This is a genomic window from Methylophilus luteus (genome assembly GCF_042676265.1).
GTDB classification, from domain to species: Bacteria; Pseudomonadota; Gammaproteobacteria; order Burkholderiales; family Methylophilaceae; genus Methylophilus; species Methylophilus luteus.
The window spans coordinates 1,337,374-1,362,544 of record NZ_JBHTKB010000001.1 but is presented as its reverse complement, the minus strand read 5'-3'; the positions used below and the strand labels follow the sequence as shown (position 1 = coordinate 1,362,544).

Genomic DNA, 25,171 nt, shown 5'->3' with positions numbered 1-25,171 from the left:
AGCCTTCATTCAAGAGGTTAAACATGGCGCGTCCATTTAAAACACCTAAACCAGGTTCCCCCGCAAAACGTCCAGCCGCACCCCAGCCAGCCGCCATTCAAACTGAGGGCGACGAATCTGGCGCACCAGCGCGCGCCGGGCACCGCCTGCACAAGCTGCTGGCACTGGCCGGTTTTGGCTCCCGCCGTGACATGGAAACGCTGATTGAAAGTGGCCGCATCACTATCAACGGCCAGGTGGCACTGGTGGGCGCCATTGTCAATGAGCAGGATATCGTGCGTCTGGATAGCCGCATCCTGCATTTGCCATTTGAGCCTGAACTGCCGCAGATCTTGCTGTACCACAAACCGGAAGGCGAACTGGTCAGCCAGGATGACCCGGAAGGGCGTGCCACCGTGTTTGATAAACTGCCCAAGATCAAACAGGGTAAATGGATAGCCATAGGCCGCCTGGATATGAACACCAGTGGTTTGCTGATATTCACCAATTCGGGCGAGTTAGCAAACCATTTCATGCACCCGCGCTACGAAGTCGAGCGCGAATATGCCGTGCGTATCCTCGGTGAGCTGACCGAAGACCAGCTCGCGCAACTGAAACAGGGTATAGAACTGGAAGACGGCCCGGCAAATTTTGAGAGCATACATGCCAGCGGCGGCGAGGGTGTCAACAAGTGGTATCAGGTGGTGATCAAAGAAGGCCGTAACCGCGAAGTGCGCCGCCTGTTCGAAGCTTTCCATCTGCCGGTCAGCCGCCTGATGCGCGTACGCTTCGGCCCTATCAATTTACCGCCACGCCTCAAACGCGGCACTATGCTCAAGCTGGAACAAAAGCAGGTGGTCGGTATCCTGGAATGGGCAGGGTTGCCGGTGCCACACAAGCCACTCAAACAGCTGAGCCCACGTGAAAAAGACCGTGCCACCAGTGTGTTCGTGCCTAAAGTACGCAAGCAGCGCCGCAGCCTGCTGGAAAGCGCCAATGGACCAGCGCCTGCAGAAAAACCTGCACGTCCGGCACCGCCACCAGGCACGCGCCGTATACGTCAGGATTCAGATCTGAAACAGGCTTCACGCCAGAATGCACGCGTGAACTCCGGCGCTAAAAAACGCAGCGACAGGGACCGTGGCCGCGGATAAGCAATCAGCCTAAGTGCTAGTTGCTAGCCTGCCTGCAGACCCGCTTCCGCCAGATCTTCTTTAGTCAGCATAAACACAAACTGGTCACCACCGCTGGTATCCAGCCAGGTGAATGGCAGGTCAGGGTAGGCTTCGTGCAAGGCGTCACGGTTGTGGCCTATCTCAACGATCAGCACACCGCCATCATTCAGATACTCGCTGGCCTGGCTCAACAAGGTGTGCGTATGGTCTAGCCCGGCTTCACCGCTGCCCAGGGCCAGTTGCGGCTCCTGGCGATATTCGGCCGGTAATTCAGCCATGCTGGGTGCATCCACATACGGCGGGTTGCTGATGATGACATCGTATTTACGGCCTTTGAGTGCGGTAAACATATCCGATTGCACCGCTTGCACCTGATCCTCCAGGCCATAGCGCTGGATATTGATATTGCTGACGTCAATGGCATCCGCTGAAATATCGATGACATCAATATGCGCATTCGGGAAAGCCTCGGCCAGCAGTATGCCCAAACAGCCAGAACCGGTGCAGATATCGGCGGCAGATTCGACCATTTCCGGGAATTCTACCCAGGGCTGCAAGCCGTTTTCCAGCAGTTCGGCGATAAACGAACGCGGCACGATCACCCGCTCATCGACATAGAATTTATAGCCACGCAACCAGGCTTCGTTCACCAGATAAGCCGTAGGTGTGTGCTCGCTGACGCGCTTTTCTATCAAGGTGGCCAGATGCTGGTTCTCCTCTGCAGTCAGGCGTGCATCAAGAAAATTATCCAGTGTGTCATGCGGTAGGTGCAGGGCGCTCATGACCAGCCATACGGCTTCGTCATAGCTGTTGTCAGTGCCATGGCCGTAAAAAATATCCGAGTTTTCAAAACGACTGACCGCGTAGCGCAGCCAGTCACGTATGGTTTGTAAAGTGTTGGTCATAGACTTATTTCAGCGGCGATTGCAGCGGTTATTTCAGCAGGGTTTGCATAGTGAGCTTGTAGGTCTGTTTCAGCGGCTCGATATCGGCCACCGCTACGCATTCGTTGAGTTTATGTATGGTGGCGTTCAACGGCCCGAACTCGATCACTTCGCGGCAGATATCGGCAATAAAGCGCCCATCCGAGGTGCCACCGGTGGTGGAGAGTTCCGGTGTGATACCGTAACTCTGCTGTACCGCCTCGCTGATGGCGGCTACCAGCTCACCGCGTGGTGTGATGTAAGACTGGTTGTGTTCCCAGTCCAGTGCATATTCCAGCGCATGTTTATCGAGGATGGCATGCACGCGTGTGCGCAGGCTGGCTTCAGAGCTGCCCTGACCATCTACTTCCGGGCAATAGCGGAAATTAAACAGGATCTCGACTTCACCGGGCACCACATTGGTGGCACCGGTGCCGCCGTTCATATTGGAGATCTGCCACGAGGTCGGCGGAAAATATTCGTTGCCGTTATCCCACACTGTTTCCACCATGTCTTTGATCGCCGGCGCGACTAAATGAATAGGGTTTTTCACCAGGTGCGGGTAGGCGATATGGCCCTGTATACCCTTGACCACCAGTTTGCCGGATAAGGAGCCACGACGGCCGTTCTTGATCATATCACCCACCAGTTTGTTACTGGTCGGTTCGCCGACGATGCAGTAATCAAAGGTTTCACCGCGCGCCTGTAGTGCTTCTACCACTTTCACGGTGCCCTCGATAGCGATGCCTTCTTCATCCGAAGTCACCAGCAAGCCTATAGAACCTGGATGGTCAGGATTTTCTGCAATAAACTCTTCAATACTGGTGATAAACGCTGCCAGCGAGGTTTTCATATCGGCCGCACCGCGCGCATAGAGCATGCCATCTTTAATGGTCGGTTCAAACGGCGGTGTATGCCATTGATCAAGCGGGCCGGTAGGCACCACATCGGTATGGCCGGCAAAGACAATCAGCGGGCTGCTGGTGCCACGTCGCGCGTAAAAGTTATCCACTTCGCCAAAGCGCATGCGTTCTATCTTGAAGCCCAGCGGCTCCAGGCGCGCTATCATGGTTTCCTGACAATCGGCATCTGCCGGTGTCAGCGAGCGGCGTTTGAGTAAATCAATGGCAAGTTCCAGGGTCTTGGACATAAGCATTATTCTTTGGCAAAAAGTTGGGAGTAGTCGGCATCGTTAAAGCCCAGCGCGAGGATCTGCCCGTTGTCGACCAGTAGCGGGCGTTTAATGACTGAGGTTTTATCCTGCATCAGCGGCAATGCGCTGGCGGCGTCGACCACGGCATTCTTTTCGGCGTCACTCAGGTTGCGCCAGGTCATGCCACTGCGGTTGACCAGTTTTTCCCAGGGCTGCTGGGTCAGCCATTGCTGGCCGGTGGCCGCGTCCAGGCCCAGTTTCTTGAAATCGTGGAATTCATAAGCGATGGCGTGTTGTTCCAGCCAGGCGCGTGCTTTTTTGACCGTGCTGCAATTGGGGATGCCGTAAAGTTTCATGGCGATAATTCTTGCTTAAAAAAGGCATTTTACCAGCCAGCGACTGCGGTGTAGAGATTTATTCGGTAAACCTGGCCTAGAGCGCGTTTGCAGCTTGCGTGCAGGCGCTGCTGCAATATGGCTAAAACAGGCTTTTGGTGGTGGACCGGAGTTGCAGCTCACTGAACACATCAAACAGGAATTTCTGTTCTACCGGTTTGGAGAACAGATAACCTTGCATCTGGTCGCAGTTGATACTGACCAGGGCCTGGCGCTGGTCTTCATCTTCCACCCCTTCGGCGACCACGTTCAGATCCAGCGCATGCGCCAGCTTGACGATCGCTTCCACGATGGACAGCGAGGTTTTAGAGGCCGCCACGCCCTTGGTTAATGAGCGGTCCAGTTTGACTTCACTGATCTCCAGGTCTTGCAGATGGGTCAGGCTGAACGGGTGCAAACCAAAATCATCCAGCGAGATCTTCAGGCCCTGTTTCTTAAAGTGGCGCAAGGTCTCCTTGAACTGGGCCTGATGATGGATGGCGGTGGTTTCCGATACTTCCAGGATCAGGTTGCGCGCTTCTACCTGGTGTTGTTCGAGTATGGATTGTATATGCGCATCCAGGTTTTTGTTCCTGAACTGCTGGTTAGACAGGTTGACCGAAATGCTCAGGTCTATGCCTCTGTCCCTGGCCTGGCTGATGGTGCTGCAGGTTTGCGAGATCACCCAGGCATTGATCTCTTCTATCATGCCAAAGCGTTCGGCTGCTTCAATAAAATGGGTAGGCGAGAGCAGGCCGCGGGTAGGGTGCTGCCAGCGCAATAAGGCTTCTGCGCCGTGCACCAGGCGCGTCACCGCATCGACCTTGGGCTGGAACAACAGCCTGAATTCCTGCTCGGTGATGGCTTTTTTCAGCTCTATGCGAGTTTGCTGCATTTCGTCCGAAGCCTGCTCGATCTCGGCATCAAAGAAACGGTACTGGTTCTTGCCGTTTTCCTTGGCCTTGTACATGGCGGCATCGGCATTCAGTTTGAGTTTTTGCAGATTGCCATCCTGCGGATACATGGAAATACCGATAGAGCAGGAGATCTCTATCACATGATTCTCGATGACGAAGGTCTCGCGCAGCGAATCAATGATGCGCTGGATCACAGTCACCGCACTCTGGTGATTCTCGATCTCGCTGAGCACGGCAATGAATTCGTCGCCACCGGCGCGTGCCACATAATCGCAGTTGCGGATGGCGTTGCTGATGCGTTTGGCAACCTCTATCAGCAGCAGGTCGCCGATATGGTGGCCAAACTGATCGTTGACCGGTTTAAAGTGGTCAAGATCGATATAGGCCAGCGCCAGTGACTCGCCATTGCGGTCACAGCGTTTGGCGCTGATGGCCAGGTGCTGGTTGAGCGCATCGCGGTTAGGCAGGTGCGTGAGCGGGTCGTAAGCGAGGAATTTCTTGTTACCGACTTGCGTATTGCGGAAAGTCAGTTTGCTTTGCGTGAGATCGACATTGCGCTCATAAAAGATCACCAGGATGAACGAGGTGATAAACAGCAGCACCGGCGCCAGGGTGAGCAGCAACACCAGGTAATTACCAGCCTGGTCAGTCGGCTGGCCGATAAACATATTGTTGTGCAGTATGCTGAGGTTGATCGCCGCGTGCGAAGCAAGAAAGCCCAGCGCGATCTCTACCGAAAACATCAGTTTCAGGCGTTGCAGGGCACGGCCTTCATAACTCTTGATCCACAGCATGGTGACGATGGCGAGAGCCGAGGTCAGGCAGGTCAGGAAAAACGCGAACAGCGCGGTCCAGGTATCTATGCGCGCATTGATGGTGCCGGCACTGATCTGGTAAAAATACGAAAGCAGGTAGCCGCTGATGGCCGCGGCAAATGACGCGTATAACAGCTCGCGCAGTGGCAGTTTCTTTTTGTTGACGGTGTTAAGCAGCGAAAGTGCCAGCATATATGCGCACAGCAGGCTGCCGATAAAGTCTACCGGGTGTTCAGTGATCTTGGGAAAGTTATCTGCGGACATCTGATAGCCGCAGTGCAGCATAAACACGCCCAGTGCGACGATGAGCGCATTTTTTCTGAGCATGGCGTCGTGCTCTTTGGCAGTGACTTTGCGCAGGCGGTCGACCAGTTCAAACGCAAAATAGCACCCGATCACACTGAATGTGAACAGAATCGGGATAAAGAGTTGCGTTGTAGTCATATAAGTGATTGCACGATTATTTTGATTGTTGGTGTTGTGACACTACTACGTTGTATTGCTGATCAGTTTGCTGCTAGTTGATGCATTCTCCACATTAAATACTGCCGTGCTGGCATCCAGTCACGGCAATCTCTTAGATAACGACCTTTACAACTGATAACTTGAGCCTGGCAATCAGCGCCAGGCCAGGGCAGGATGACATCCAGCGCCTGGCCGACGGCTTGCAGACAGGGTTTGCCCTTGAAACAGGCCTAAAATCAGATGCCGCGTAATAATTCGTTAATGCCGACTTTGCTCAATGTTTTGGCATCGACTTTTTTCACGATCACTGCGCAATACAGGCTGTATTTACCGTCGCTGGAAGGCAGGTTGCCCGACACCACCACTGAACCTGCCGGTACGCGGCCATAATGCACTTCGCCGGTTTCGCGGTCATAGATCTTGGTCGATTGGCCGATATAAACGCCCATGGAGATCACGCAGTTATCTTCAACCACTACGCCTTCAACCACTTCAGAACGTGCGCCTACAAAGCAGTTGTCACCAATGATGGTAGGGCCGGCCTGCACTGGTTCCAGCACGCCGCCTATGCCTACGCCGCCAGACAAGTGCACGTTCTTGCCGATCTGCGCACATGAACCGACAGTGGCCCAGGTGTCCACCATGGAGCCTTCACCGACATAAGCACCGATGTTGACGTAAGAAGGCATCAGCACCGTGTTTTTGGCGATAAACGAGCCTTTACGCACGATGGCGTTAGGCACTACGCGGAAGCCACCGGCCTTGAAGTCTTCTTCAGTGTAGTCGGCGAATTTCGGGTCTACTTTATCGAAATAGCGGGTCACGCCATCATCCATCAGGTAGTTATCTTTCAGGCGGAAAGACAGCAGCACGGCTTTTTTCAGCCACTGGTGTGTCTCCCATTGTTGGGTATCGCCGATACGGCTGGCGACGCGCAGTTTTCCAGCGTCCAGGTCATCAAGAATAGAAGCAACAGTTTGCTTGATCTCTGCCGATGCATTGGCCGGGTTGATGTTGGCGCGGTCTTCAAAAGCCGCCTCAATGATACTTAGACGTGGGTCCATGATGTTCTCTATTGATAGGAATGAGTAAAACCCGAAATTTTAACCTAATTTCGGGTGTTTAGTGCTTTGCATGTGGCAAGGTATGTAAGGAGCGGTCGCGCCTATTTGGATTTTGCCGCCTGGTATAAAGGCAGCACTCTGGGCATCATAGACTTGAGGTCGGCAATGCGGCTGTCGCCAGAGGGGTGGGTGCTCAGGAATTCCGGTGGTTTAGAACCGCCCAGCGCATTCATCTTGTTCCATAGCGTGATCGCTGCTTCGGGGTTATAGGCCGCGCGTGCCGCCAGTTCCAGGCCTATCTCGTCGGCTTCGTGTTCTGCAGTACGGCTGTTGGGCAGCGTGAGTGCCACGGCAGCCACTGTGCCGCCCAGTGCCAGCGCAGCATTGGCATTGTCTGCGTTTTTGGTGGTGACGCCTACCGCCGCAGCCAGGCCTAGCAGGCCGTATTGTTGTACCTTGGCGCGTGACATCTGTTCACGTACATGTTCACGCAGTGCATGCGAGATCTCGTGGCCCATCACTGCCGCCAGTTCGTCATCACTAGGCTTGATCTGGTCCAGCAGGCCGGTATACACCATGATCTTGCCACCGGCCATGCAATAGGCGTTCACTTCCTTGCTCTCCATGACATTGACTTCCCATTTCCAGTTCAGGGCGTCCGGGCGGAACACGCCGACCTGAGCGATCAGGCGGTTGGCGATATTACGCACGCGCTGCGTTTCCTTGCTATCGGTATTCAGCACCTTTTTGTCCTGGGCTTCTTTAACCGTTTTCTGGTAGGCCAGTGCTGATTCCTGCTCGGCTTCTTTTTCCGACACCAGCCCTACGTACTGTTTACGCTCTACGCCGACGGCGCCGGCCTTGGTGGTGCTGGTGGTGGCGCAACCTGCCAACTGTAGGCTTAATACCGAGGCTGCAATGATGAGGTTGGTTTTCATGGTCATGGTTGATCTCGCATAGGGTGATACACGGATTTTACTACGATAGGCGACGCTGCTCACTCAGTTTTAACTGTCTGGCTAAAGTGCTAGATCCTGACTTGTGAGCCAAGTTCCACCACGCGGTTGGGCGGTAGCTTGAACTGGTTGGTGATGGTTTCCGCAGTCCTGAACAGGCCGATAAAGATCTTTTTGCGCCAGAACGCCATGCCTGGTTTATCCGAAGCGATCAGACTTTCTTTACCGACAAAGAATGAGGTATCCATGGTGTCCAGCGTCAGGCCCAGCGCTTCAGTCAGGGCCAGGTCGCGCGGCAGGTCCGGTTCATCCATATAGCCATAGCGTATGGTGACGCGATAAAAGCCATATTCCAGGTTTTCCACCGCGATGCGTTCTTCCTGGCTGGTATAAGGGTAATCCTCAAAACGTACGGTCAGTATCACCACGCTGTCATGCAACACCTTGTTGTGTTTGAGGTTGTGCAGCAGCGCATGCGGCACGCCATCCGGGTTGGGTGTCATAAACACGCCGGCACCATTGACGCGGGCAGGCGGGTGCGCACCTATGGCCTGGATAAACGGCACCAGCTCCATAGATTCTGAGCGCAATATGCGATAGAGCAATGCCCGGCCGGTTTTCCAGGTGCGCATCAGGGTGAAAATGATCAGCCCCATCAGCAACGGCACCCAGCCGCCATCAGGGATCTTCAGGATATTGGCGGTAAAGAAAGACAGATCTATCACCAGGAACAGCGAGATCAGGCAAGCGGTCTTCAGTTTGCTCCATCCCCATAAATGATGGAAAACCACGGCTGCCAGCAAGGTGGTGATGACCATGTCGCCAGTCACGGCGATGCCGTAAGCCGCAGCGAGGTCGCCGGAACTGCCGAAAATCACCACCAGGCCCATGGTCGCCACCATCAGGCCCCAGTTCACCCTGGGCATATACACCTGGCCTTCGGTCTGTTCTGAGGTATGGGCGACGTGCATGCGCGGGATAAAACCGAGTTGCAAGGCCTGACGCGAGACTGAAAATGCGCCGGTGATCACCGCCTGCGAGGCGATCACGGTCGCCAGTGTCGCCAGCAGGATCAGCGGGAACAACGCCCAGTCGGGGGCAAGGTGGTAGAAAGGGTTCTGTATGGATTCAGGGTCGGCAAGTATCAGTGCGCCCTGGCCGAAATAGTTGCAGATCAGGGCCGGCAATACGAAAAGAAACCAGGCCAGGCGTATCGGTTTGCGGCCAAAATGCCCCATGTCGGCATACAGTGCTTCGGCACCGGTGACCGCCAGCACGACGGCACCCAGGGCGATAAAGGCGATCTTGGGTTGGGTGCTGAAAAACAGAAAGGCGTAATAAGGGCTGAGAGCTTTGAGGATCTCGGTGTGGTGGCTGATATTGATGACGCCGAGTATGCCCAGCACGGCAAACCAGGTCAGCATGACCGGGCCAAAAAACGCGCCCATCACCGCCGTGCCTTTGCTTTGTGCCCAGAACAGCAAGAACAGCACCAGCAGCGTGATAGGCACTATCCAGTCATCCAGTTGCGGCGCGGCGACTTCCAGGCCTTCTACTGCCGATAATACCGAGATGGCCGGTGTGATCATGCCGTCGGCATAAAACATGCAGGCACCTATGATACCCAGCATCATGATGCGTTTACGCTGGTCCGGGTCGCCGCCAGCATAACGGCTGGCTAATGACAGCAGCGCCATGATGCCGCCTTCACCACGGTTATCCGCACGCATGATAAAAGCCACATACTTGAAAGAAACAATGAGCAGCAGCGCCCAGGTGATCAACGATAAAATGCCGTAAACATTGTCTTGCGTGAGCAACAGCGGATGATGGCCTACTGCAAAGACTTCTTTCATCGTGTACAGGGGGCTGGTTCCGATATCACCAAACACCACCCCGAGTGCGGCAAGCGCCATAGTATGGAGGGCCGCGGGCTGACTTTTTGTATTGTCCATTGAGTGAACGACGTAAAGCAAAGGTTTATTATCTGTCAATTTGACAGCTTAACCAAAGACTTTCGCTGCCGTAGCGGTATGACTATGTTAAGAATGAATAATAAATATCAAGTATCGGGGTTGGCGATTTGCGTGACCACCACTTCGGCAGCGCCCTGGTGCAAGGTCAGTCGCAGTGCTTCCTGCGGCGCCAGTTGCTGGCTGTCTGTCACCGGGCGGCCATCCGCTTTTTGCACGATGGCATAGCCGCGTGCCAGCACCTGGTGCGGATTCAACTGTTGCAGACTGGTCGCCAAGTGGTCCAGCCGGCGGGATCCCTGCTGCAACAGATGTTGCATGGCTAACTGCAGGCGGTGCTGCCATTGTTGCAGCGATTGCTTTTGCTGCTGCAGCTGCTGCGCTGGCGAAACCAGCCGCCGCGACAGATAGTCCAGCGTCTGCGCCTGTTTTTGCAGCAGTGATTGCATGGCGCGCCTGAGTCGGGCGTCCAGCTGGCTGAGCTGTGAGCGCAACTGTGACTGGTCCGGGCAGGCCAGTTCGGCGGCGGCAGTCGGCGTGGCAGCGCGCAGGTCAGCGACAAAATCGGCGATGGTAAAGTCGGTTTCATGGCCGACGCCACTGATGGTAGGCAGGCGGCAATCTGCGATCGCGCGTGCGACCACTTCTTCATTAAACGACCATAGATCCTCAATACTGCCGCCACCGCGACAGATCAGCAAAGTGTCGACTTCCTGTCGCTGAGAAGCCAGGCGTATGGCATTGGCGATCAGCTCTGCCGAGCCTTTGCCTTGTACCGGTGTCGGGTAGATGATCACCGCCATGCCCGGATAGCGTCTGCGTATCGCCGTCAGCACATCGCGCAAGGCCGCTGCATCGGGCGAGGTGACTACCCCTATGCGATGCGGGTCGGCAGGAATGGGTTTTTTGCGCGCCTGGTCAAACAGGCCTTCTGCCTGCAGGCGCTGCTTTAATTGTTCATAGGCTTCATACAAGCGGCCTAAACCGGCAGGCTGCATAAACTCTATCGTCAGCTGGAAATCACCACGCGCCTCATACAGGGTCACCGTTGCGCGTGCTTCTATTGAATCGCCTTCGCGCGGTATGCCTTCCACCAGGCTGTTGCGGCCTTTAAACATCACGCAACGCACTTGCGCCTTGGAATCCTTGAGCGAAAAGTACCAGTGACCACTGGCCGCGCGCGTGAAATTGGAGATTTCGCCGCTGATCCAGAACAGCGGAAAACTGGTTTCCAATAGTTCTTTAGTCAGTCGTGTCAGATCACTGACACTCAAGAGTTGCTTGGAGGAGGTCGATAACAAACTAGCCATAGGCGCACATTATCCAACAGCTGCTGGTGCTTGGGGTAATTTTTCTGCGTACGCCGGCCAGCGTCTTGCTGCAAGAAAATAGCTATAAAAATGATGTTTGCCTATATTTTTTATCCAAACTTTAACGCTGATAACGGGCACTTTGCCGGCGCATAGCAGTCACTAATAAATAGTCTGATATGGCTGCCTGGTCATGCACTTGCGTGAAAATGCTGTCAAAAACTGTGTCTAAATGCTAATAAAAACAGATATTTATCCATCTCGTAACATATTCCTGGTGGCTGCACTGTGCATGAGCATGGCCTGCCTGGCAGTATGGCCACGGCCGTCCAGCGCCGAGGATGCGGCTACCGTCGATGAGGTGCTGACAAACTCGCCGCCGGAATCAGCAGTAGTGGTTGAAACCGAGACGCCGCCGCAGACTAGCGAGCCTGTGGTGAGCTATAGCCGCGAACAGTCCAAAATGCAGAATGAAGGCTACAAGCAGTTTATCAAGCTGCAAACCAGTCTCGCTTCGGGGACCAGGAATGCACTAGGTTTAAACAGTTATGAGCAGGCATATAGCCATTATTGCGCGCTGGCCGGTGAAGCACACGACCCCGATGCGCAATTTGCCATGGGCTGGTTTTACAGCACCGGCAAAGGGGTGGCAGTCAATCATGATATTGCGGCGCGTTTTTTCAGCCTGGCGGCGATACAAGGCCACAGAGATGCCAGGGAGTGGCTGGATAAGGAGCCGGGCAATGTCGAACTGGCAAAACTGCCGTCGTGCATGCATGGCCAGGAGAATTCCGCAGCGCAGGTGTTGTACCGCAAGCGCGGCCCTGTCTATCAGCTGGTGAAAAAGCACGCGCCTGTATACGGTGTGGATGTAGACCTGGCCATGGCGGTGATCGCGGTGGAGTCAGGTTTTAACGCTAAAGCGACCTCGCGCAAACAGGCGCAGGGCCTGATGCAGTTATTGCCGGCTACCCAGGCCAGGTTTCATGTTAAAGATGCTTATGACCCCGAGCAGAATATCAAAGGCGGGCTGGCGTACTTGCGCTGGCTGATCAATCATTTTAAAGGTGATGTGGAGTTGGTGGCGGCCGCTTATAACGCCGGCGAAAACGCCGTGCAGCGGCATCAGGGTATCCCGCCATACCCGGAAACGCGCAGTTATGTGAAACGCATCGCCCATTATTATAAAAAGAAACATCATGAGCTCAGGCAAAAATCAGCCATGCGCCAGAGCCAGAGCGCAGCTGCTGCCGCCTGACACGGCTGGCCGCCAACAGCTATGAAAAATCAGCGGCTCTGCTCGGGCCAGCAGCCGCATCAGCGCAATATCCATTACAATTTCGGTTTTATTCAGTGCGCAGGAGCAAGTAATGTGTGAATGGTTTAAAGGCAAAAGCGGCTATATAGTAGGGTTTCTGGGCTGTTTCGGCATAGTGGCTCTGGCGCTGGCCATACAAGTGCATTACCAGCTGGAGCCATGCCCTCTGTGTATTTCACAGCGCATGATCTTTATGGGCCTGGGCCTGGTGTTTCTGCTGCATGCTTTTGTCACACCCAGATCGTGGTTAAGCGGCGCGCTGCTGGTGGTTGAAGTGCTCACCGCGCTCGGTGGGGTAGGGGTGGCTATCCGGCACTGGTGGTTGCAGGTGCACAAAGACGAGATCATTGCCGATTGCGGGGTGGGTTTTGATTACATGTTTGAGAACTTTCCACTCAAGAAAGCACTGACGCTGGTATTTCGCGGTACCGGTGACTGCGCCGCGATCGACTGGACTTTGCTCGGCCTGACCCTGCCACAACTGGGCTTGATCAGTTTTGTCGCATTTGGCAGCTACGCGGTGTTCCTGTTCTGCGTCAGGCGTTGCAACCGTTAAGACTATCTTGGTTTGAATCTGGCCCTGGCCGGGCTTTGTTTTAATCCTGCCTGGTCAAGGCCCTGGCTTTCACTGCTGGCAACTGCTCATCCAGCATGGCCGATTGCCGGGAGATCGTGTCGTGCCATTCCTGAAACTGGCTTTCGCATGAATGCTCAGCCAGCTGCGACAACATATCATTGGGGATATCAGAGGCGCGTAATCTGGCGCTTTCCCGTTTCAGGCAGCCCAGATATTTGGCTTTGGCGTAAATCTCTTCGGTATGCATGCTGGCGATGGCCTGATCTGCCTGATTGAGCGATTGGCACAACGGTGCTGACTGACTACTCGCGGCATAAGCGGCTTGCTTTTGCAGGTGGATGACGTTGGCGATATCTTCGCCACGCTTGTGTATCCAGCCTTCCAGGATCTCGTTACCGCAACTTTCATTCTGGCAACGCATGACACTTTTGATCAGCCAGGCTGCCTGCTTGGTCATGCGCTCTTCTGCAATGCCGCAGTTGTGTATCACATCATGCGAGCGTGACATATACAGCTTGTAATTGGCGCGCCAGCTAGCGTGGCTGGCGCAAGCCACTTTGCGCAGCGGGTTGGTGATCGCACATTGCTCAGTGGGCATGCTTTGCAATCGCTCCGGCGCCCGGTTGCCTACTCGGCGGCAAGCCAGCGAGATGGCCTGGCCATAGGCCTGGGTGATGCCCCAGAACGACAGTCTGGCCCGGCTGAACTCCGGGCTGTTTTTCAGGCTGCCATCATTTTTCCAGTCCAGGGTCTCGGTAGCCATGCTCGCTTTATGAAACACCAGCTCACGTTCGGCTTCCATAGAGAATTCACTGCATGACGCCTGCACGAACCTGGTGGTGATGGTGTCGTCATGGTCATCTGCGCGCAGTTTGAAACGTATCATATCGTCGAGTTGCCCGACTTGCACCGAGTCGAGGTCTACCGCAACGGTGAGGAATTTTTCGCGGCCCTGCACTGTTTGCCATTGCTCGGCCTGTGCCAGCAGGCTGAAAAAACTCAATGCCCCAATTAAAACACTACTTCTGAATATCATCTATCAACACTAAACAGGATGGGTGGGAAAAAGCACTACTATAACTGACATAAACTATAACTTAAGCCGGGGCTGCGGCATACACACTATTGCGTCCGGCCTGTTTTGCTTCATACAGCGCTTTGTCGGCACGGTTCAATAGTTGCGAAAGGCTGTCGCCAGGCTGCAAAACGGCGACACCGGCACTGATGGTTATAGGCCCTGACTCTTCAATCGGCAAGTCATTTATATGCTTGCGTATCTTCTCGGCCAGCTGGCAGGCCTGTTTCAAATTGGTGCGCGGCGCATAGATGACCAGCTCATCGCCACCCCAGCGCACGGTGATGTCGAAAATACGGCTGTGTTTCTGCATGCAGCTGGCAACACTTTTCAGCACCTTGTCGCCCAGCACATGGCCATAGGTATCATTGATTTTCTTGAAATTGTCTATGTCGATCAGGATCAGCGCATCGGCGGTTTTTCTGCTGGCACTGGGCGGATATTCGGCAAACCTGGTTTCAAAATGGTGGCGGTTACTGAGCCCGGTCAGGTGGTCGGTGCTGGAGAGCCTGGTCAAATTGAGTTTTTCCATTTCCAGCGCCTGGTTGGCTGCCGCCAGTTGTTCTGTGCGCTGCTGGACCTGGGCTTCAAGATCGCTGTTCAGCGCTTTCAGGTAGCTGGTCTGTGTTTCACGCAGGCTTTCGTAATTGTGGATGATGAAAAACTGCGCCAGCAGGTAAAAGCCCAGGCTCAGCAGATCAAGGTTACTATAATCAGAGGGGAACAAGCCGAGCACATGATTGCCTATCACCAGTGACAGCAGTATTGCCAGCATGGAGTAACCGGCGACCCGGCCTTTCAGGTAAAACGCTGCTGCCAGGATAAGCAGTAACAGGCCGCTACGGGTGGCATTGCCATTGCCGACAAAAAACACGGTCAGGAACTGTACAAAACATAGCCAGAGCGCGATGCTGGCGATCAGCTCCACCATTTTGTGGTATCTGTGCAATATCCATAGCAGTATGAAGGCAATGCAGGAAAACAGCAGATCGACTTTGCCGAGGAAAGGGTCGTTGTTCCAGCGTATCAAGCTCATGGCCAGTGAGGCCAGCCCGGCAAAGGTGAACACATTGTTCAGGAAAATGACTTTATAGCGGACATTGACCGTATCTGTTAATTCCGGGAAAAGCTGGATCGGACGTAACATGACGACAAGCAGCTTGCTGATCCAGTTTTTCAATATCCGGTTTCCTTGGCAATTATTGTTTTTGTGTAGCGGTCAGTTTATGTAAAATGGCTACTGCGTCAGCTAAGTCAGGAACTTCATGGTAATTTTACATATATTAAGCTGGCGCGTGTATGAAATTATCACCTCAATTCTGGATATTTGAATGATGGATGATTCCGGCGGCTAGTCCGGAAAAAACGCTGTCAGCCTGTTATGAAACCATATAAAACTTTAGATGACTTTGTCGGCAACACACCACTGGTTGCCTTGCAGCGCATCAATCCGAATACCAGCAATACCATACTGCTCAAGTTAGAGGGCAATAACCCGGCCGGTTCGGTCAAGGACAGGCCTGCCTACAGTATGATCCTGCGTGCCGAGCAACGCGGCCAGATCAAACCTGGTGACACCCTGATAGAAGCAACCAGCGGCAATACCGGCATTGCGCTGGCCATGGTTGCCGCCATGCGTGGCTATAAGATGATATTGGTGATGCCGGAAAACCAGACCATAGAACGTCGCCAGAGCATGAAAGCGTATGGCGCTGACCTGGTGCTGACGCCCAAGGATGGCAGCATGGAGCTGGCGCGTGATGTGGCACTGAAAATGCAGGCCGAAGGCAAGGGTATAGTGCTGGACCAGTTTGGTAACTCGGATAATCCGCTGGCGCATTATGAAGGCACCGGGCCGGAGATCTGGCGCGACACCGCCGGCAAAGTCACGCATTTCGTCTCTAGCATGGGCACTACCGGTACCATCATGGGCACCTCGCAATACCTGAAAGAGCAGAATCCGGCTATCCGTATCATAGGCGTGCAGCCGGAAGAAGGCGCCCAGATCCCTGGCATACGCAAATGGCCAGAGGCTTATATGCCCAGGATTTTTGATGCCAGCCGTATAGACGAACTGCGATATGTCAGCCAGAAAAACGCTGAAGACACCACGCGCAAACTGGCCCAGCAAGAAGGTATCTTTGCCGGTATCTCCAGTGGTGGTGCCTTGTATTCGGCACTACAACTCTCCAGAGAAGTGAACGACGCCGTGATCGTCGCCATCGTCTGCGACCGCGGCGACAGGTACCTGTCTTCCGGAGTGTTTCCCGACTGATGCGCAGCTGGTGCCTGAGCCTGATACTCTGGTCGGCACAAGCCTGTGCCATCACCCAAATCAGCCTCAGCGCAGACAGCATAAGCAGTGACCTGTTTCAGCTGGATAAAGCCGATGCCGTGCTGGATCTGCGCAGCAAACAGCAGGTAAAAATCAACGCCAGTCGTCTGCAACTCGGTGATGCAACGCTGGATAAACCGAATATCTCGCTGGATATCAGCCAGCGACCGACCTTGCTCATCACTTCTGATCAGCTGCAGATGCCGGCTTACCAGGTCAGGCACCCGCGTATCTTCCTCGATTACCGGCACCAGAACAGGCTGCCGGTTTTATCATTAGATGCTGAAGTCAAAGCCGTGCACGACGAGGTGTGGGGCAAGTTCCATCTCGATTGTCTGGTGCCGGCACAAGCTGCCAGCGAAACCTGGCGCTGTGCCGATGGCTTGTATAGCGATAGCCGTTCGCATATCCCGTTTGACCTGCTGGTGACACCCAGCTGGAAAAGCCTGGCCGATACAGCTGAAATGGCAAAAGGGGTAGAGCTGGACTTATCCCTCAAGCAGGCAAAGTTCAGCGATGCAGCAGGCTTGCATGCGGCGGAAAAACTCAGCGGAAAAATCCATCTTTCTGCGCACCAGCAGGCAGGTGGCTGGCGCTGGCAGGGCGTGGTCGACTGGCAGCAGGGCGAGTTGTTCTGGCAGCCGTTTTACTTTGCCGATGGCAACAAACGCTTTGAGATACGCGGCTTTTATAAACAGCCTTACCTCGATATCGAACAGGCCACGCTCAGTTTGCCAGGCGTGGGCACGCTGCATAGCCAAAGCCGGGTCAACCTGGTCAGCAAGGCATTCGAAACTTTGAAAGTCGATGCCAGTGATGTGGATTTTAACGGCGTCTACCAGGCATTTATACAGCCACTGATCCCCAATTCTGCCTTCGGCCATTTGCAGGTGTCTGGCAAGGCTGACTGGTCATTTGAAGCGCAAGGCCTGCAGCCGCTCAAGTTCCACCTGAATATCGCAGATGCCAGCGTAGAAGACCAGAGTGGCAAGTTTGGCTTCAGCCATTTTAATGCCGATATCCCGTGGGATTACGATCAGCCCAAGCAGATCAGCATGGGTTACCAGTCCGGCCATATCCTCAAGGTCCCCCTGGGCCGGACCCAATGGCAGGCGGAGGTGAACCGTTATTCCATCACCTCGCCCAGCCTCAAGCTGCCCATACTCGATGGCGCACTGGACTTTCAGGATATTTCCGCTGCCTGGATCAACCAGAGTATGGTCTGGCATGTGAAGATGGCTATGCAACCTATCAGCATGGCACAATTCAGCCAGGCGCTGGACTGGCCGGTGATGCGTGGCCAGATCAGCGGCGCGGTGCCTTTGATCACCTATGCCAACCATGAGTTACGCATGACCGGCGATATGCAGTTCAGGCTGTTTAACGGCATGGTCGGCATGTCTGACCTGGATATCGCTGACCCGCTGGGCGCGGTACCCAAATTGCACGCCAATTTCACCATGCGCGATATAGACCTGGGCGAGATCACGCGCACCTTTAATTTTGGCTCTATCAGTGGCAAGCTCGAAGGTGATATCAAACACCTGCAATTGCAGAACTGGAAACCTGTGTATATGGATGCGATCATACAGACTGCTGATGGACCGTTTGAAAAGAAGATCTCGCAACGGGCGGTAGAGAATATCACTGCTCTGGGCGGCGAAGGCACGGCGGCGGCATTGCAGCGTACTTTCCTGCGTTTTTTCAAAGAGTTCGGCTATGAAAAGATAGGCCTGCGCTGTGAATTGCGTGGGGATATTTGCAAGATGGGTGGGGTAGAAGCGATTCCCGATGGCTTTGTGATCGTCAAAGGCAAGGGCGCGCCTTCAGTCAATGTCAACGGCTACACGCAATATGTGAGCTGGAAAGATGTGCTGGCACGCATGCAGCGCGTGACAGATAGCAATAGCAAGATCATTATCGATTAGCTAGGCCTAAAGTTAGCTGACCATGGAGTCAGGTGACCATAGTGTTAGTTAACCCCCAGGGGTCATAGGAAAGGAAGCAGATGAATGTTGCCATGAATAACAAATATATGCGCTGGCTGCGCACTGGCGTAGTATTGGCTGCTGCGATTGAACTGACGGCCTGTGTGACTATCAATATCTATTTCCCGGCAGCAGCGGCAGAAAAAGCGGCGGATAAAGTGATAGACGAAATCTGGCAGACCCCGGCCGGACAGACCCCGGCCGCTGCGCCAGCCTCATCTTCCAGCCCGGCCCCGGCCGTCGCCCCTAGCGTTAATCAGGAGTCAGCACCATGAATACCATCAGCAAAACCAGTCTACCGTGCTTGTTGCAGTTGCAACTATTTAGCCGTGACGGCTATCACATCTTTAAGCAGCTGTTATTGAGCGTGCTGCTGCTGGGTGTGTTGACGACACAGGCACAGGCGGCGGCTGATCTGGATGTGAATACCCCTGCGGTCGCCGCAGTGAAGGCCAGCATGCAAAACCGCCATCAGCTGCTGGCGCCTTATTATCAATCAGGCGCTGTCGGTTTGACCGCGGACGGATTTGTCGCGGTAAAAGATGCAGGTTTGGTGCCACTGTCCCAACGTAGTGCGCTGGCCGCACTGGTGAAAGAGGAAAACGCAGACCGCTCACGTTTATATCAGGGTATTGCTGCCGCAAATGGTCACCCCGAGTGGGAAGGCGAGATACAGCGCACTTTCGCCCAGCGCTGGATAGACCGTGCGCAACCCGGCTGGTCAGTGCAACGCGACGGCCAGTGGCAGAAAAAATAAGTGCTAAGGCCTTGTATAGAAACGCTTTATAAGAGCATGAGGCAGTTGGCCGTGCCATAACGGCCAGACAGGCGGATTTTTTATCGCCCGCACAAATCGAAAAACAGAGCAGTAAAAAGCCCGGAATTCAGTTTCAGGCATGGTCATTGCATACAAATAAAGTGCATATTGCGATGGAAGGAGTTTGTTGTGGCAAATAATCTTTTCGTTCTACCTAGGCTGGGCCAAACCATCCGGCAAGAGGACTCAGGCATCTACTACATCCTGAATCAGCAAACCGGCCGCGTCCGTTCCCTGATACAACTGGTGCGAGAAAACCTGCACTGGTATATCCTGCAGTTACAGCCTATCGCCGATGGCCTGGATTATCGATGGTCGGTGTTATCGCGTGAAAATGATTGCGCGCTGAAAACGGCGACCGACAGGCAGATCGCACATTACTTTTCCAAACCCGAATACACCGAACCGGTAGGTGCCTGGCAAGTCATGCGTAATGCGGATTTTGGCTTTGGCAAATTCACCCCTATAGCAGCACCGGAAGAAGTCAGTTATGCCATCCTCACCTTTGAAGGCGACGAGATGAAAGCGCCTATCCGGCTGCACAAAGCGCCTTCCGAGTGGCTGCAGGAAAGCAATAACCAAGATATTCTACAACTGGAAATCGCCTAAGCCCGCAATGGGCTGGCAGTCTGGTTTGCCGGTAAATATGCGGTAGATCAAGTGTGGCTGCCTAGCCACTGCGTGGTGTTGTAGTTGTTGATGCTGTAGTTAGGATCAGAATTTTCGGCTGGTGAGGTCGCCATCGCCTGTGCTATGGTTACGACCATATTATTTTTGTGGGGCGATCCAGCCGGATTGTTGTTCTCATGCTGCGCAGTCTTGTATTCGATATTGAAACCATTCCCGATGTAGACGGCATACGCCAGTTGCACGACCTGCCTGCCGGCTTGAGCGACAGTGATGTCGCCAATGTCGCGTTTCACCAGCGCCGCCAGCAGAATGGCACTGATTTTCTGCCACACCATTTGCAACGTGTGTGTGCGATCTCTTGCGCCATGCGTGAAGGCAACCAGTTCAGGGTATGGACGTTGGGCGATGAAAACTCAGGCGAGGCCGAGATCATACAGCGCTTCTTTGATGGCATCGAAAAATACACGCCCAACCTGGTGAGCTGGAACGGTGGCGGTTTTGACCTGCCGGTATTGCATTACCGCGCCATGGTGCATGGCATCAGCGCGCCGCGCTACTGGGACCTGGGCGAAGATGACAAAGAATTCAAATGGAATAACTATATCAGCCGCTACCACATGCGGCACCTGGATCTGATGGATGTGCTGGCGATGTACAGTGGCCGCGCCAATGCGCCGCTGGATCAGATGGCCCAGTTATGCGGCTTTCCCGGCAAGCTGGGCATGGATGGCAGCAAAGTGTGGCAGGCGTATCTGGATGGCGAGATCCAGGCCATCCGCGATTACTGTGAAACTGACGTTGCCAATACCCACCTGGTGTATTTGCGCTTTTTGAAGATGCGCGGCCATCTGACTGACGCCACCTACGAGCAAGAGATCCAGCTGGTGCGTGAGACCCTGACCAGTTACCCCGGCAGCCACTGGCAACAATTCCTGCAGGCCTGGGCCCAGCCCGCCTGACTAAGCCTATAGCCTAGCTAAGTCTACAGCCTGTTAAGTCTAAATCCAGGCCAACAGTCCAGACTTAACTGGCACCTGACGCATCTGCCCTAGTGTCGTTTTTAATCTCTGCAGGCGGGACTTCATCCTGCCGGTTCTCTTCGCGTGACTCGTCATCAAGCTGGCTGTTTTTCCAGTTGAGGATCACGCGTTGTGATTTTTTAGCTGTGAGGTTGAAGGTGTAACGCTGGGTATGGCCCTGGTAGGTGGCAACGGCGGTATATTTGCCCGCTGGCAGACTTAGCAGTAATCTGGGGGCAGCGTGTTCAAGGCTGAACACGGTCTGTTTCTTGCCATCGATGATGCTGATACTGACATCATCGACCAGGCGGCCTATCCTGCCTTCAGAAAACAAAAAATACAGATTGAATTGTTTTTTGTATGCTTCCAGCGCTTCGACTTCTTCCGAGCCTATGCCGCCAGTCACATAACTCACCCCCTGTGCGTCCTGCTGTATGGCGATCTCATCAGCCAGGCAAGTCGCAGAGGTGGCTAATGCCATCACTATTGCAATACTCAGACTCCATTGTTTTAACATATGGTCTCCCTTATTTTGCAGTGCTTGTTGAGGGATTGTAAGCCCAATTCAGGTAAAATAACAGCTATGAGAAGCAACCGTCAAAGAACCCGCCTGTCGCCAGCGTCAATGGCGAAACAAGCCCCCCGTATCGCCGTGATCGAATCCCTGGACCAGGAAGGCCGTGGCGTCGCCCATGTCGATGGCAAAGTAGTGTTTATCGAAGGCGCACTCCCTTTCGAGCGCGTGCGATTCGCCACCCATTATTCCAAGCCTACCTATGAGGTGGCTGCCACGCTGGAGGTGCTCAAGCCTTCCAGCCAGCGCGTCACGCCTGGTTGCAGCTATTTTGGTACCTGTGGCGGTTGCGCCATGCAGCACCTGGAGTTTTCGGCACAAGTCGCTGCCAAACAGCGCTTGCTGGAAGCCGATCTGTGGCACATAGGGCGTATCAAACCCGAAAAGATGCTGCCGCCTATACAGGGCACGCCGTGGCAATACCGGCATAAAGCCCGCCTGCGCGTGAAATATGTGGAGAAAAAAGGCGGTGTGCTGGTCGGGTTCAATGAAAAAGGCACCAGCTTCGTCACCTTTATGGATAGCTGCCAGGTGCTGCCTAAGGCTATTTCTGACCTGATAGTGCCGCTCAAAGAGTTGATAGGCCAGCTCAGTGTGAAGCAGTGCCTGCCGCAGATAGAGCTGGCAGTCGGTGAAGATGCGACCGTATTGCTGCTACGCATACTCGAAGCCCTGGAAGAGCGTGACCTGCCATTGCTGGCCGCGTTTGAAGCCGCCCATGGCGTGCAGTTCTGGACGCAGACCAAAGGGCCGGATACGGCTAAACCTTTGTTCGGGCATAGCGACCGCCTGCATTACAGCCTGCCGGAATACAATCTGCAATATCCGTTCAGCCCCATAGAGTTCACCCAGGTCAACCCTGGCATCAACCGCGTCATGATACGTCGCGCCATGCAGTTATTGCAGCCCAAAGCCGGTGAGCGCATCGCCGACTTTTTCTGCGGCCTGGGTAATTTCACTTTGCCTATCGCCCGCAGCGGCGCGCAAGTCTATGGTGTGGAAGGCGCACAGGCGCTGGTCAGACGGGCGATAGAGAACGCCGGCCTGAATCAGATAACCAATGTCGAGTTCGCCGAGTCTGACCTGTTTGATATGACGCCGACACTTTTGCAAGGCCTGGGCTATTTTGACAAGTGGCTGATAGATCCGCCACGCGACGGGGCGATGGAACTGATCAAGTCGCTGCCGGATGATGGCCAGGGCGCGCCCGAGCGCATTGTCTACGTCTCATGCAATCCTTCCACCCTGGCGCGCGATGTCGCCATACTCACGCAGTCCAAAGGCTACCGCCTGAAAGCAGCCGGCGTGATGAATATGTTCCCGCACACCGCGCATGTGGAATCCATCGCGCTGTTTGAAAGAGCCTGAGGTGTCGCTGAATAAAATGGCAGGCGCGGGTCTGCTGAGACTTGCACTGCCAGTGTTGACGATAGCGCTGGCGTTAATACTTTCCGGCTGCCAGCCAGAAAGCGAACCACGCGCTCTGGTGTTTGCGGTGGCGCAGGCGCCGGTGAACCTGGACCCTAGATTTGCCACCGATGCCGCTTCAGAACGTATCAATCACCTGCTGTACCAGCGGCTGGTCGAGTTTGATGCCGCGTCGCATGAGGTGGCAGGGCTGGCCGCCTGGCAAATGCTGGACCCCAGTCATTACCGTTTTCAGCTGCAACAACCAGGTGCCCGCTTTCATGATGGCACGCCCGTCACCTCTGCTGATGTCAAGGCCACTTATGAAAGCCTACTGCAACTGAAAAACTCGCCACATACGGCTGAGTTCAAGCATATCCAGCACATCACTACCCCGGATAGCCAGACCATAGACTTTGCACTTAGCCGGCCAGACCCGCATTTTGCCGCGCGACTGATCATAGGTATCTTGCCCGCCGCGCAGATCGCTGCCGAGCATGATTTCGGCCATGCGCCTGTGGGCAGCGGGCCGTTCAGGCTGGATCGCTGGGACAGTGAACTGCAGCTGGTCAGGCTCAGCGACGGCCTTAAAGTCCGCTTCAGTGAGGTGAAAGACCCCAATGTGCGCGTGCTTAAACTCAAGCGCGGCGAAGTCGACCTGATCCAGGGTGACCTGCCGCCAGAACTGATCAAATACCTGCAAAAGCAAGACCATATTTCAGTCAGGACCGTGGTCGGAGCCAATTATTCCTACCTGGGCCTGAATGTACAGGCCGAGTTCTTGCGCGATGTCAGGGTCAGGCGCGCCATTGCACATGCCATAGATACCCAGGCCATCATCAATAAAGTGATGGTCAGCCACAGCCGTCAGGCGAATGCCATCCTGCCGCCAGAGCACTATGCCGGCAACCCGGCCTTGCAGCCCTATGGCTACCAGCCGGAATTAGCCAGGCAGTTGTTAGAGTCGGCTGGCGTCAAACTGCCATTGACGCTGGTTTATAAAACCAGCACCGACCCGCAACGGGTACGCCTGGCCACCATTCTGCAGTCGCAGATGCAGGCGGCGGGCATAGACCTGCAGATCAAGAGCCTGGACTGGGGTACTTTTTTTGCCGATGTGCAAAAAGGTAATTTCCAGATGTCCGGCCTGACCTGGGTAGGGATTAAAACGCCGGAGATCTACGGCAAGGTATTCGGTTCAGGCAGTATGCCACCGGCCGGCTTCAACCGTGGCGGTTACCGCGATGCGCTGCTGGATGGTTTGCTGAAAAAAGAGGACTGGCCGGCGGTCACCCGCCGTATCCATGAACAATTACCGTATATCCCGCTCTGGTATGAAGGACAGTTTGCCGCCTATCAGACCAGCGTCAAGTCTTACCAGCCCATGGCAGACGGCAACTGGGATGGCCTGACCAGCATAGTGTTTCAACCCGCCCAGCTCTGAATCCTCGCCTCGAATCCTGGCCCTGAACCCTGGCCCTGAACCCTGGCAGTGCGATCAGGCATGCACGCCGAACCAGTGGCCTATCAGTGCGGTCGCGGCCATGGCGAGTGCGCCCCAGATGACAATACGGCTGACACCTTTGCATACACTGGCACCGCCGGCACGGGCAGCGACTGCCCCCAACAGGCCTAAAAACGGTAAGGTGCTGAAGATCAGCCAGCTCTGTACTTGCGCATGCGGTGCCAGCCAAGCCGTGAGCAAGGGCAGGGTGGCGCCACTGGCAAATGCCAGGGCCGAGGCCAGCGCCGCCTGCAGCGGCTGCGCCTGGTTCACCTCATGCAAGCCCAGTTCATCGCGCGCATGCGCGGCCAGTGAGTCGTGGTGTGACAAGGCCTGCGCCACCTGCTGCGCCAGATCCGGCGACAAGCCGCGCGCTATATAAATGCCGGTGAGTTCGCGCAGCTCGCTGTCCGGGTTGTCCTGCAGCTCCCTGGCTTCGCGCGCCAGGTCTGCCTGCTCTATATCCGTCTGCGAACTGACAGACACATATTCGCCGGTGGCCATGGAAAGCGCACCGGCGACCAGCCCGGCGACACCGGTCACCAGCAGGGCGCTGTTATCGGCACCGGCTGCCGCCACCCCCATCAGCAAACTGGCAGTGGAAATAATGCCATCGTTTGCGCCCAGCACAGAAGCTCGCAGCCAGCCACTGCGCTGTAAAAAATGCATTTCATGATGCGGCATGATCAATACTTATCAAAATGGGATGCCTGCCATTGTAATTCTAATTGTCATTAAAACATGCAGTGACTGCCTGCTGTGCGTCATCTGAAATCTGCCCCTGATGCCGGATTCTGAATCCAATCCGGCACAAATCGCTTAG

Annotated in this window: 23 protein-coding genes; 11 read left to right on the top strand and 12 right to left on the bottom strand. The window is 54.7% G+C overall.

The window, feature by feature from the left end; genetic code table 11:
• The first annotated feature begins 23 nt into the window (after positions 1-23).
• The gene (gene rluB / locus ACFQ1Z_RS06245; RefSeq protein WP_379056403.1) at positions 24-1,133 is read left to right on the top strand and encodes a 23S rRNA pseudouridine(2605) synthase RluB; all 1,110 of its coding nucleotides are present in this window, start codon (positions 24-26) and stop codon (positions 1,131-1,133) included.
• Positions 1,134-1,156: 23 nt separating this feature from the next.
• On the opposite strand, the gene prmB is transcribed toward rluB, so the two are convergent.
• The 8 genes from prmB to xseA form a co-directional block, all read right to left on the bottom strand.
• A complete protein-coding gene (gene prmB, locus ACFQ1Z_RS06240; RefSeq protein ID WP_379056402.1) occupies positions 1,157-2,059 on the bottom strand; it encodes a 50S ribosomal protein L3 N(5)-glutamine methyltransferase in 903 nt (300 codons plus the stop codon).
• A gap of 28 nt (positions 2,060-2,087) precedes the next feature.
• Positions 2,088-3,227 carry a succinyl-diaminopimelate desuccinylase gene (gene dapE, locus ACFQ1Z_RS06235; protein ID WP_379056401.1) on the bottom strand — a complete coding sequence of 380 codons (1,140 nt, stop codon included), beginning with the start codon at positions 3,225-3,227 and terminating at the stop codon, positions 2,088-2,090.
• A 5-nt stretch (positions 3,228-3,232) separates the two neighbouring features.
• Positions 3,233-3,586 carry an ArsC family reductase gene (locus ACFQ1Z_RS06230; protein WP_379056400.1) on the bottom strand — a complete coding sequence of 118 codons (354 nt, stop codon included), beginning with the start codon at positions 3,584-3,586 and terminating at the stop codon, positions 3,233-3,235.
• Between the two features lie 121 nt (positions 3,587-3,707).
• The gene (locus ACFQ1Z_RS06225; RefSeq protein ID WP_379056399.1) at positions 3,708-5,780 is read right to left on the bottom strand and encodes a bifunctional diguanylate cyclase/phosphodiesterase; all 2,073 of its coding nucleotides are present in this window, start codon (positions 5,778-5,780) and stop codon (positions 3,708-3,710) included.
• Between the two features lie 257 nt (positions 5,781-6,037).
• Positions 6,038-6,865: a 2,3,4,5-tetrahydropyridine-2,6-dicarboxylate N-succinyltransferase gene (gene dapD / locus ACFQ1Z_RS06220; protein ID WP_055826029.1), complete on the bottom strand. Its 828-nt coding sequence runs from the start codon at positions 6,863-6,865 to the stop codon at positions 6,038-6,040.
• Positions 6,866-6,966: 101 nt separating this feature from the next.
• Complete coding sequence (locus ACFQ1Z_RS06215; RefSeq protein ID WP_379057185.1) at positions 6,967-7,803, bottom strand: M48 family metallopeptidase; 837 nt, start codon at positions 7,801-7,803, stop codon at positions 6,967-6,969.
• Between the two features lie 89 nt (positions 7,804-7,892).
• On the bottom strand, positions 7,893-9,776 hold the full coding sequence (locus tag ACFQ1Z_RS06210; RefSeq protein ID WP_379056398.1) for a potassium transporter Kup: 1,884 nt from the start codon (positions 9,774-9,776) through the stop codon (positions 7,893-7,895).
• A 107-nt stretch (positions 9,777-9,883) separates the two neighbouring features.
• Complete coding sequence (gene xseA / locus ACFQ1Z_RS06205; RefSeq protein WP_379056396.1) at positions 9,884-11,104, bottom strand: exodeoxyribonuclease VII large subunit; 1,221 nt, start codon at positions 11,102-11,104, stop codon at positions 9,884-9,886.
• Between the two features lie 232 nt (positions 11,105-11,336).
• Here xseA and ACFQ1Z_RS06200 point away from each other — a divergent pair, with 232 nt between their 5' ends.
• Positions 11,337-12,362, top strand: coding sequence for a transglycosylase SLT domain-containing protein (locus ACFQ1Z_RS06200; protein ID WP_379056394.1), 1,026 nt, complete (start codon positions 11,337-11,339; stop codon positions 12,360-12,362).
• Positions 12,363-12,474: 112 nt separating this feature from the next.
• Positions 12,475-12,978 carry a disulfide bond formation protein B gene (locus ACFQ1Z_RS06195; protein ID WP_379056393.1) on the top strand — a complete coding sequence of 168 codons (504 nt, stop codon included), beginning with the start codon at positions 12,475-12,477 and terminating at the stop codon, positions 12,976-12,978.
• Between the two features lie 40 nt (positions 12,979-13,018).
• On the opposite strand, the gene ACFQ1Z_RS06190 is transcribed toward ACFQ1Z_RS06195, so the two are convergent.
• Complete coding sequence (locus tag ACFQ1Z_RS06190) at positions 13,019-14,002, bottom strand: hypothetical protein (RefSeq protein WP_379056392.1); 984 nt, start codon at positions 14,000-14,002, stop codon at positions 13,019-13,021.
• Between the two features lie 94 nt (positions 14,003-14,096).
• Positions 14,097-15,221 (bottom strand): GGDEF domain-containing protein, encoded by a 1,125-nt coding sequence (locus tag ACFQ1Z_RS06185; RefSeq protein ID WP_379056391.1) that lies wholly within the window; start codon positions 15,219-15,221, stop codon positions 14,097-14,099.
• 234 nt (positions 15,222-15,455) lie between these two features.
• Here ACFQ1Z_RS06185 and cysM point away from each other — a divergent pair, with 234 nt between their 5' ends.
• The 6 genes from cysM (at position 15,456) to ACFQ1Z_RS06155 (ending at position 20,803) form a co-directional block, all read left to right on the top strand.
• Positions 15,456-16,349 (top strand): cysteine synthase CysM, encoded by an 894-nt coding sequence (gene cysM, locus ACFQ1Z_RS06180; RefSeq protein ID WP_379056390.1) that lies wholly within the window; start codon positions 15,456-15,458, stop codon positions 16,347-16,349.
• Positions 16,349-18,337, top strand: coding sequence for a hypothetical protein (locus tag ACFQ1Z_RS06175; RefSeq protein ID WP_379056389.1), 1,989 nt, complete (start codon positions 16,349-16,351; stop codon positions 18,335-18,337). Before cysM ends, ACFQ1Z_RS06175 begins: the two co-directional genes overlap by 1 nt.
• A 92-nt stretch (positions 18,338-18,429) precedes the next feature.
• The gene (locus ACFQ1Z_RS06170) at positions 18,430-18,672 is read left to right on the top strand and encodes a hypothetical protein (RefSeq protein WP_379056388.1); all 243 of its coding nucleotides are present in this window, start codon (positions 18,430-18,432) and stop codon (positions 18,670-18,672) included.
• A complete protein-coding gene (locus ACFQ1Z_RS06165) occupies positions 18,669-19,154 on the top strand; it encodes a YdbL family protein (protein WP_379056387.1) in 486 nt (161 codons plus the stop codon). The genes ACFQ1Z_RS06170 and ACFQ1Z_RS06165 overlap by 4 nt, the downstream gene beginning before the upstream one ends.
• 189 nt (positions 19,155-19,343) lie before the next feature.
• Positions 19,344-19,823 (top strand): hypothetical protein, encoded by a 480-nt coding sequence (locus ACFQ1Z_RS06160; protein WP_379056386.1) that lies wholly within the window; start codon positions 19,344-19,346, stop codon positions 19,821-19,823.
• Positions 19,824-20,020: 197 nt separating this feature from the next.
• Positions 20,021-20,803, top strand: a complete 783-nt coding sequence (locus ACFQ1Z_RS06155; RefSeq protein WP_379056385.1) for a 3'-5' exonuclease — start codon at positions 20,021-20,023, stop codon at positions 20,801-20,803.
• 64 nt (positions 20,804-20,867) lie between these two features.
• Here ACFQ1Z_RS06155 and ACFQ1Z_RS06150 read toward each other — a convergent pair whose 3' ends face one another.
• Positions 20,868-21,380: a hypothetical protein gene (locus tag ACFQ1Z_RS06150; protein ID WP_379056384.1), complete on the bottom strand. Its 513-nt coding sequence runs from the start codon at positions 21,378-21,380 to the stop codon at positions 20,868-20,870.
• Between the two features lie 66 nt (positions 21,381-21,446).
• Here ACFQ1Z_RS06150 and rlmD point away from each other — a divergent pair, with 66 nt between their 5' ends.
• Together rlmD and ACFQ1Z_RS06140 are read left to right on the top strand one after the other, a co-directional pair.
• Positions 21,447-22,805 (top strand): 23S rRNA (uracil(1939)-C(5))-methyltransferase RlmD, encoded by a 1,359-nt coding sequence (rlmD, locus tag ACFQ1Z_RS06145; protein ID WP_379056383.1) that lies wholly within the window; start codon positions 21,447-21,449, stop codon positions 22,803-22,805.
• A 16-nt stretch (positions 22,806-22,821) separates the two neighbouring features.
• Positions 22,822-24,288 carry an ABC transporter substrate-binding protein gene (locus ACFQ1Z_RS06140; RefSeq protein ID WP_379057183.1) on the top strand — a complete coding sequence of 489 codons (1,467 nt, stop codon included), beginning with the start codon at positions 22,822-22,824 and terminating at the stop codon, positions 24,286-24,288.
• 54 nt (positions 24,289-24,342) lie between these two features.
• Here the strand turns inward: ACFQ1Z_RS06140 and ACFQ1Z_RS06135 are convergent, their stop codons facing one another.
• Entirely contained in the window at positions 24,343-25,032 is a 690-nt protein-coding gene (locus ACFQ1Z_RS06135) for a VIT1/CCC1 transporter family protein (protein WP_379056381.1), read from the bottom strand.
• Positions 25,033-25,171 lie beyond the last annotated feature (139 nt).

Bases quoted from the DNA above. Each gene is read 5' to 3' on its own strand.
- rluB (WP_379056403.1), top strand. From the start codon at position 24: ATGGCGCGTCCATTTAAAACACCTAAACCAGGTTCCCCCGCAAAACGT.
- prmB (WP_379056402.1), bottom strand. From the start codon at position 2,059: ATGACCAACACTTTACAAACCATACGTGACTGGCTGCGCTACGCGGTC.
- dapE (WP_379056401.1), bottom strand. From the start codon at position 3,227: ATGTCCAAGACCCTGGAACTTGCCATTGATTTACTCAAACGCCGCTCG.
- ACFQ1Z_RS06230 (WP_379056400.1), bottom strand. From the start codon at position 3,586: ATGAAACTTTACGGCATCCCCAATTGCAGCACGGTCAAAAAAGCACGC.
- ACFQ1Z_RS06225 (WP_379056399.1), bottom strand. From the start codon at position 5,780: ATGACTACAACGCAACTCTTTATCCCGATTCTGTTCACATTCAGTGTG.
- dapD (WP_055826029.1), bottom strand. From the start codon at position 6,865: ATGGACCCACGTCTAAGTATCATTGAGGCGGCTTTTGAAGACCGCGCC.
- ACFQ1Z_RS06215 (WP_379057185.1), bottom strand. From the start codon at position 7,803: ATGAAAACCAACCTCATCATTGCAGCCTCGGTATTAAGCCTACAGTTG.
- ACFQ1Z_RS06210 (WP_379056398.1), bottom strand. From the start codon at position 9,776: ATGGACAATACAAAAAGTCAGCCCGCGGCCCTCCATACTATGGCGCTT.
- xseA (WP_379056396.1), bottom strand. From the start codon at position 11,104: ATGGCTAGTTTGTTATCGACCTCCTCCAAGCAACTCTTGAGTGTCAGT.
- ACFQ1Z_RS06200 (WP_379056394.1), top strand. From the start codon at position 11,337: ATGCTAATAAAAACAGATATTTATCCATCTCGTAACATATTCCTGGTG.
- ACFQ1Z_RS06195 (WP_379056393.1), top strand. From the start codon at position 12,475: ATGTGTGAATGGTTTAAAGGCAAAAGCGGCTATATAGTAGGGTTTCTG.
- ACFQ1Z_RS06185 (WP_379056391.1), bottom strand. From the start codon at position 15,221: ATGTTACGTCCGATCCAGCTTTTCCCGGAATTAACAGATACGGTCAAT.
- cysM (WP_379056390.1), top strand. From the start codon at position 15,456: ATGAAACCATATAAAACTTTAGATGACTTTGTCGGCAACACACCACTG.
- ACFQ1Z_RS06175 (WP_379056389.1), top strand. From the start codon at position 16,349: ATGCGCAGCTGGTGCCTGAGCCTGATACTCTGGTCGGCACAAGCCTGT.
- ACFQ1Z_RS06170 (WP_379056388.1), top strand. From the start codon at position 18,430: ATGAATAACAAATATATGCGCTGGCTGCGCACTGGCGTAGTATTGGCT.
- ACFQ1Z_RS06165 (WP_379056387.1), top strand. From the start codon at position 18,669: ATGAATACCATCAGCAAAACCAGTCTACCGTGCTTGTTGCAGTTGCAA.
- ACFQ1Z_RS06155 (WP_379056385.1), top strand. From the start codon at position 20,021: ATGCTGCGCAGTCTTGTATTCGATATTGAAACCATTCCCGATGTAGAC.
- ACFQ1Z_RS06150 (WP_379056384.1), bottom strand. From the start codon at position 21,380: ATGTTAAAACAATGGAGTCTGAGTATTGCAATAGTGATGGCATTAGCC.
- rlmD (WP_379056383.1), top strand. From the start codon at position 21,447: ATGAGAAGCAACCGTCAAAGAACCCGCCTGTCGCCAGCGTCAATGGCG.
- ACFQ1Z_RS06140 (WP_379057183.1), top strand. From the start codon at position 22,822: ATGGCAGGCGCGGGTCTGCTGAGACTTGCACTGCCAGTGTTGACGATA.
- ACFQ1Z_RS06135 (WP_379056381.1), bottom strand. From the start codon at position 25,032: ATGCCGCATCATGAAATGCATTTTTTACAGCGCAGTGGCTGGCTGCGA.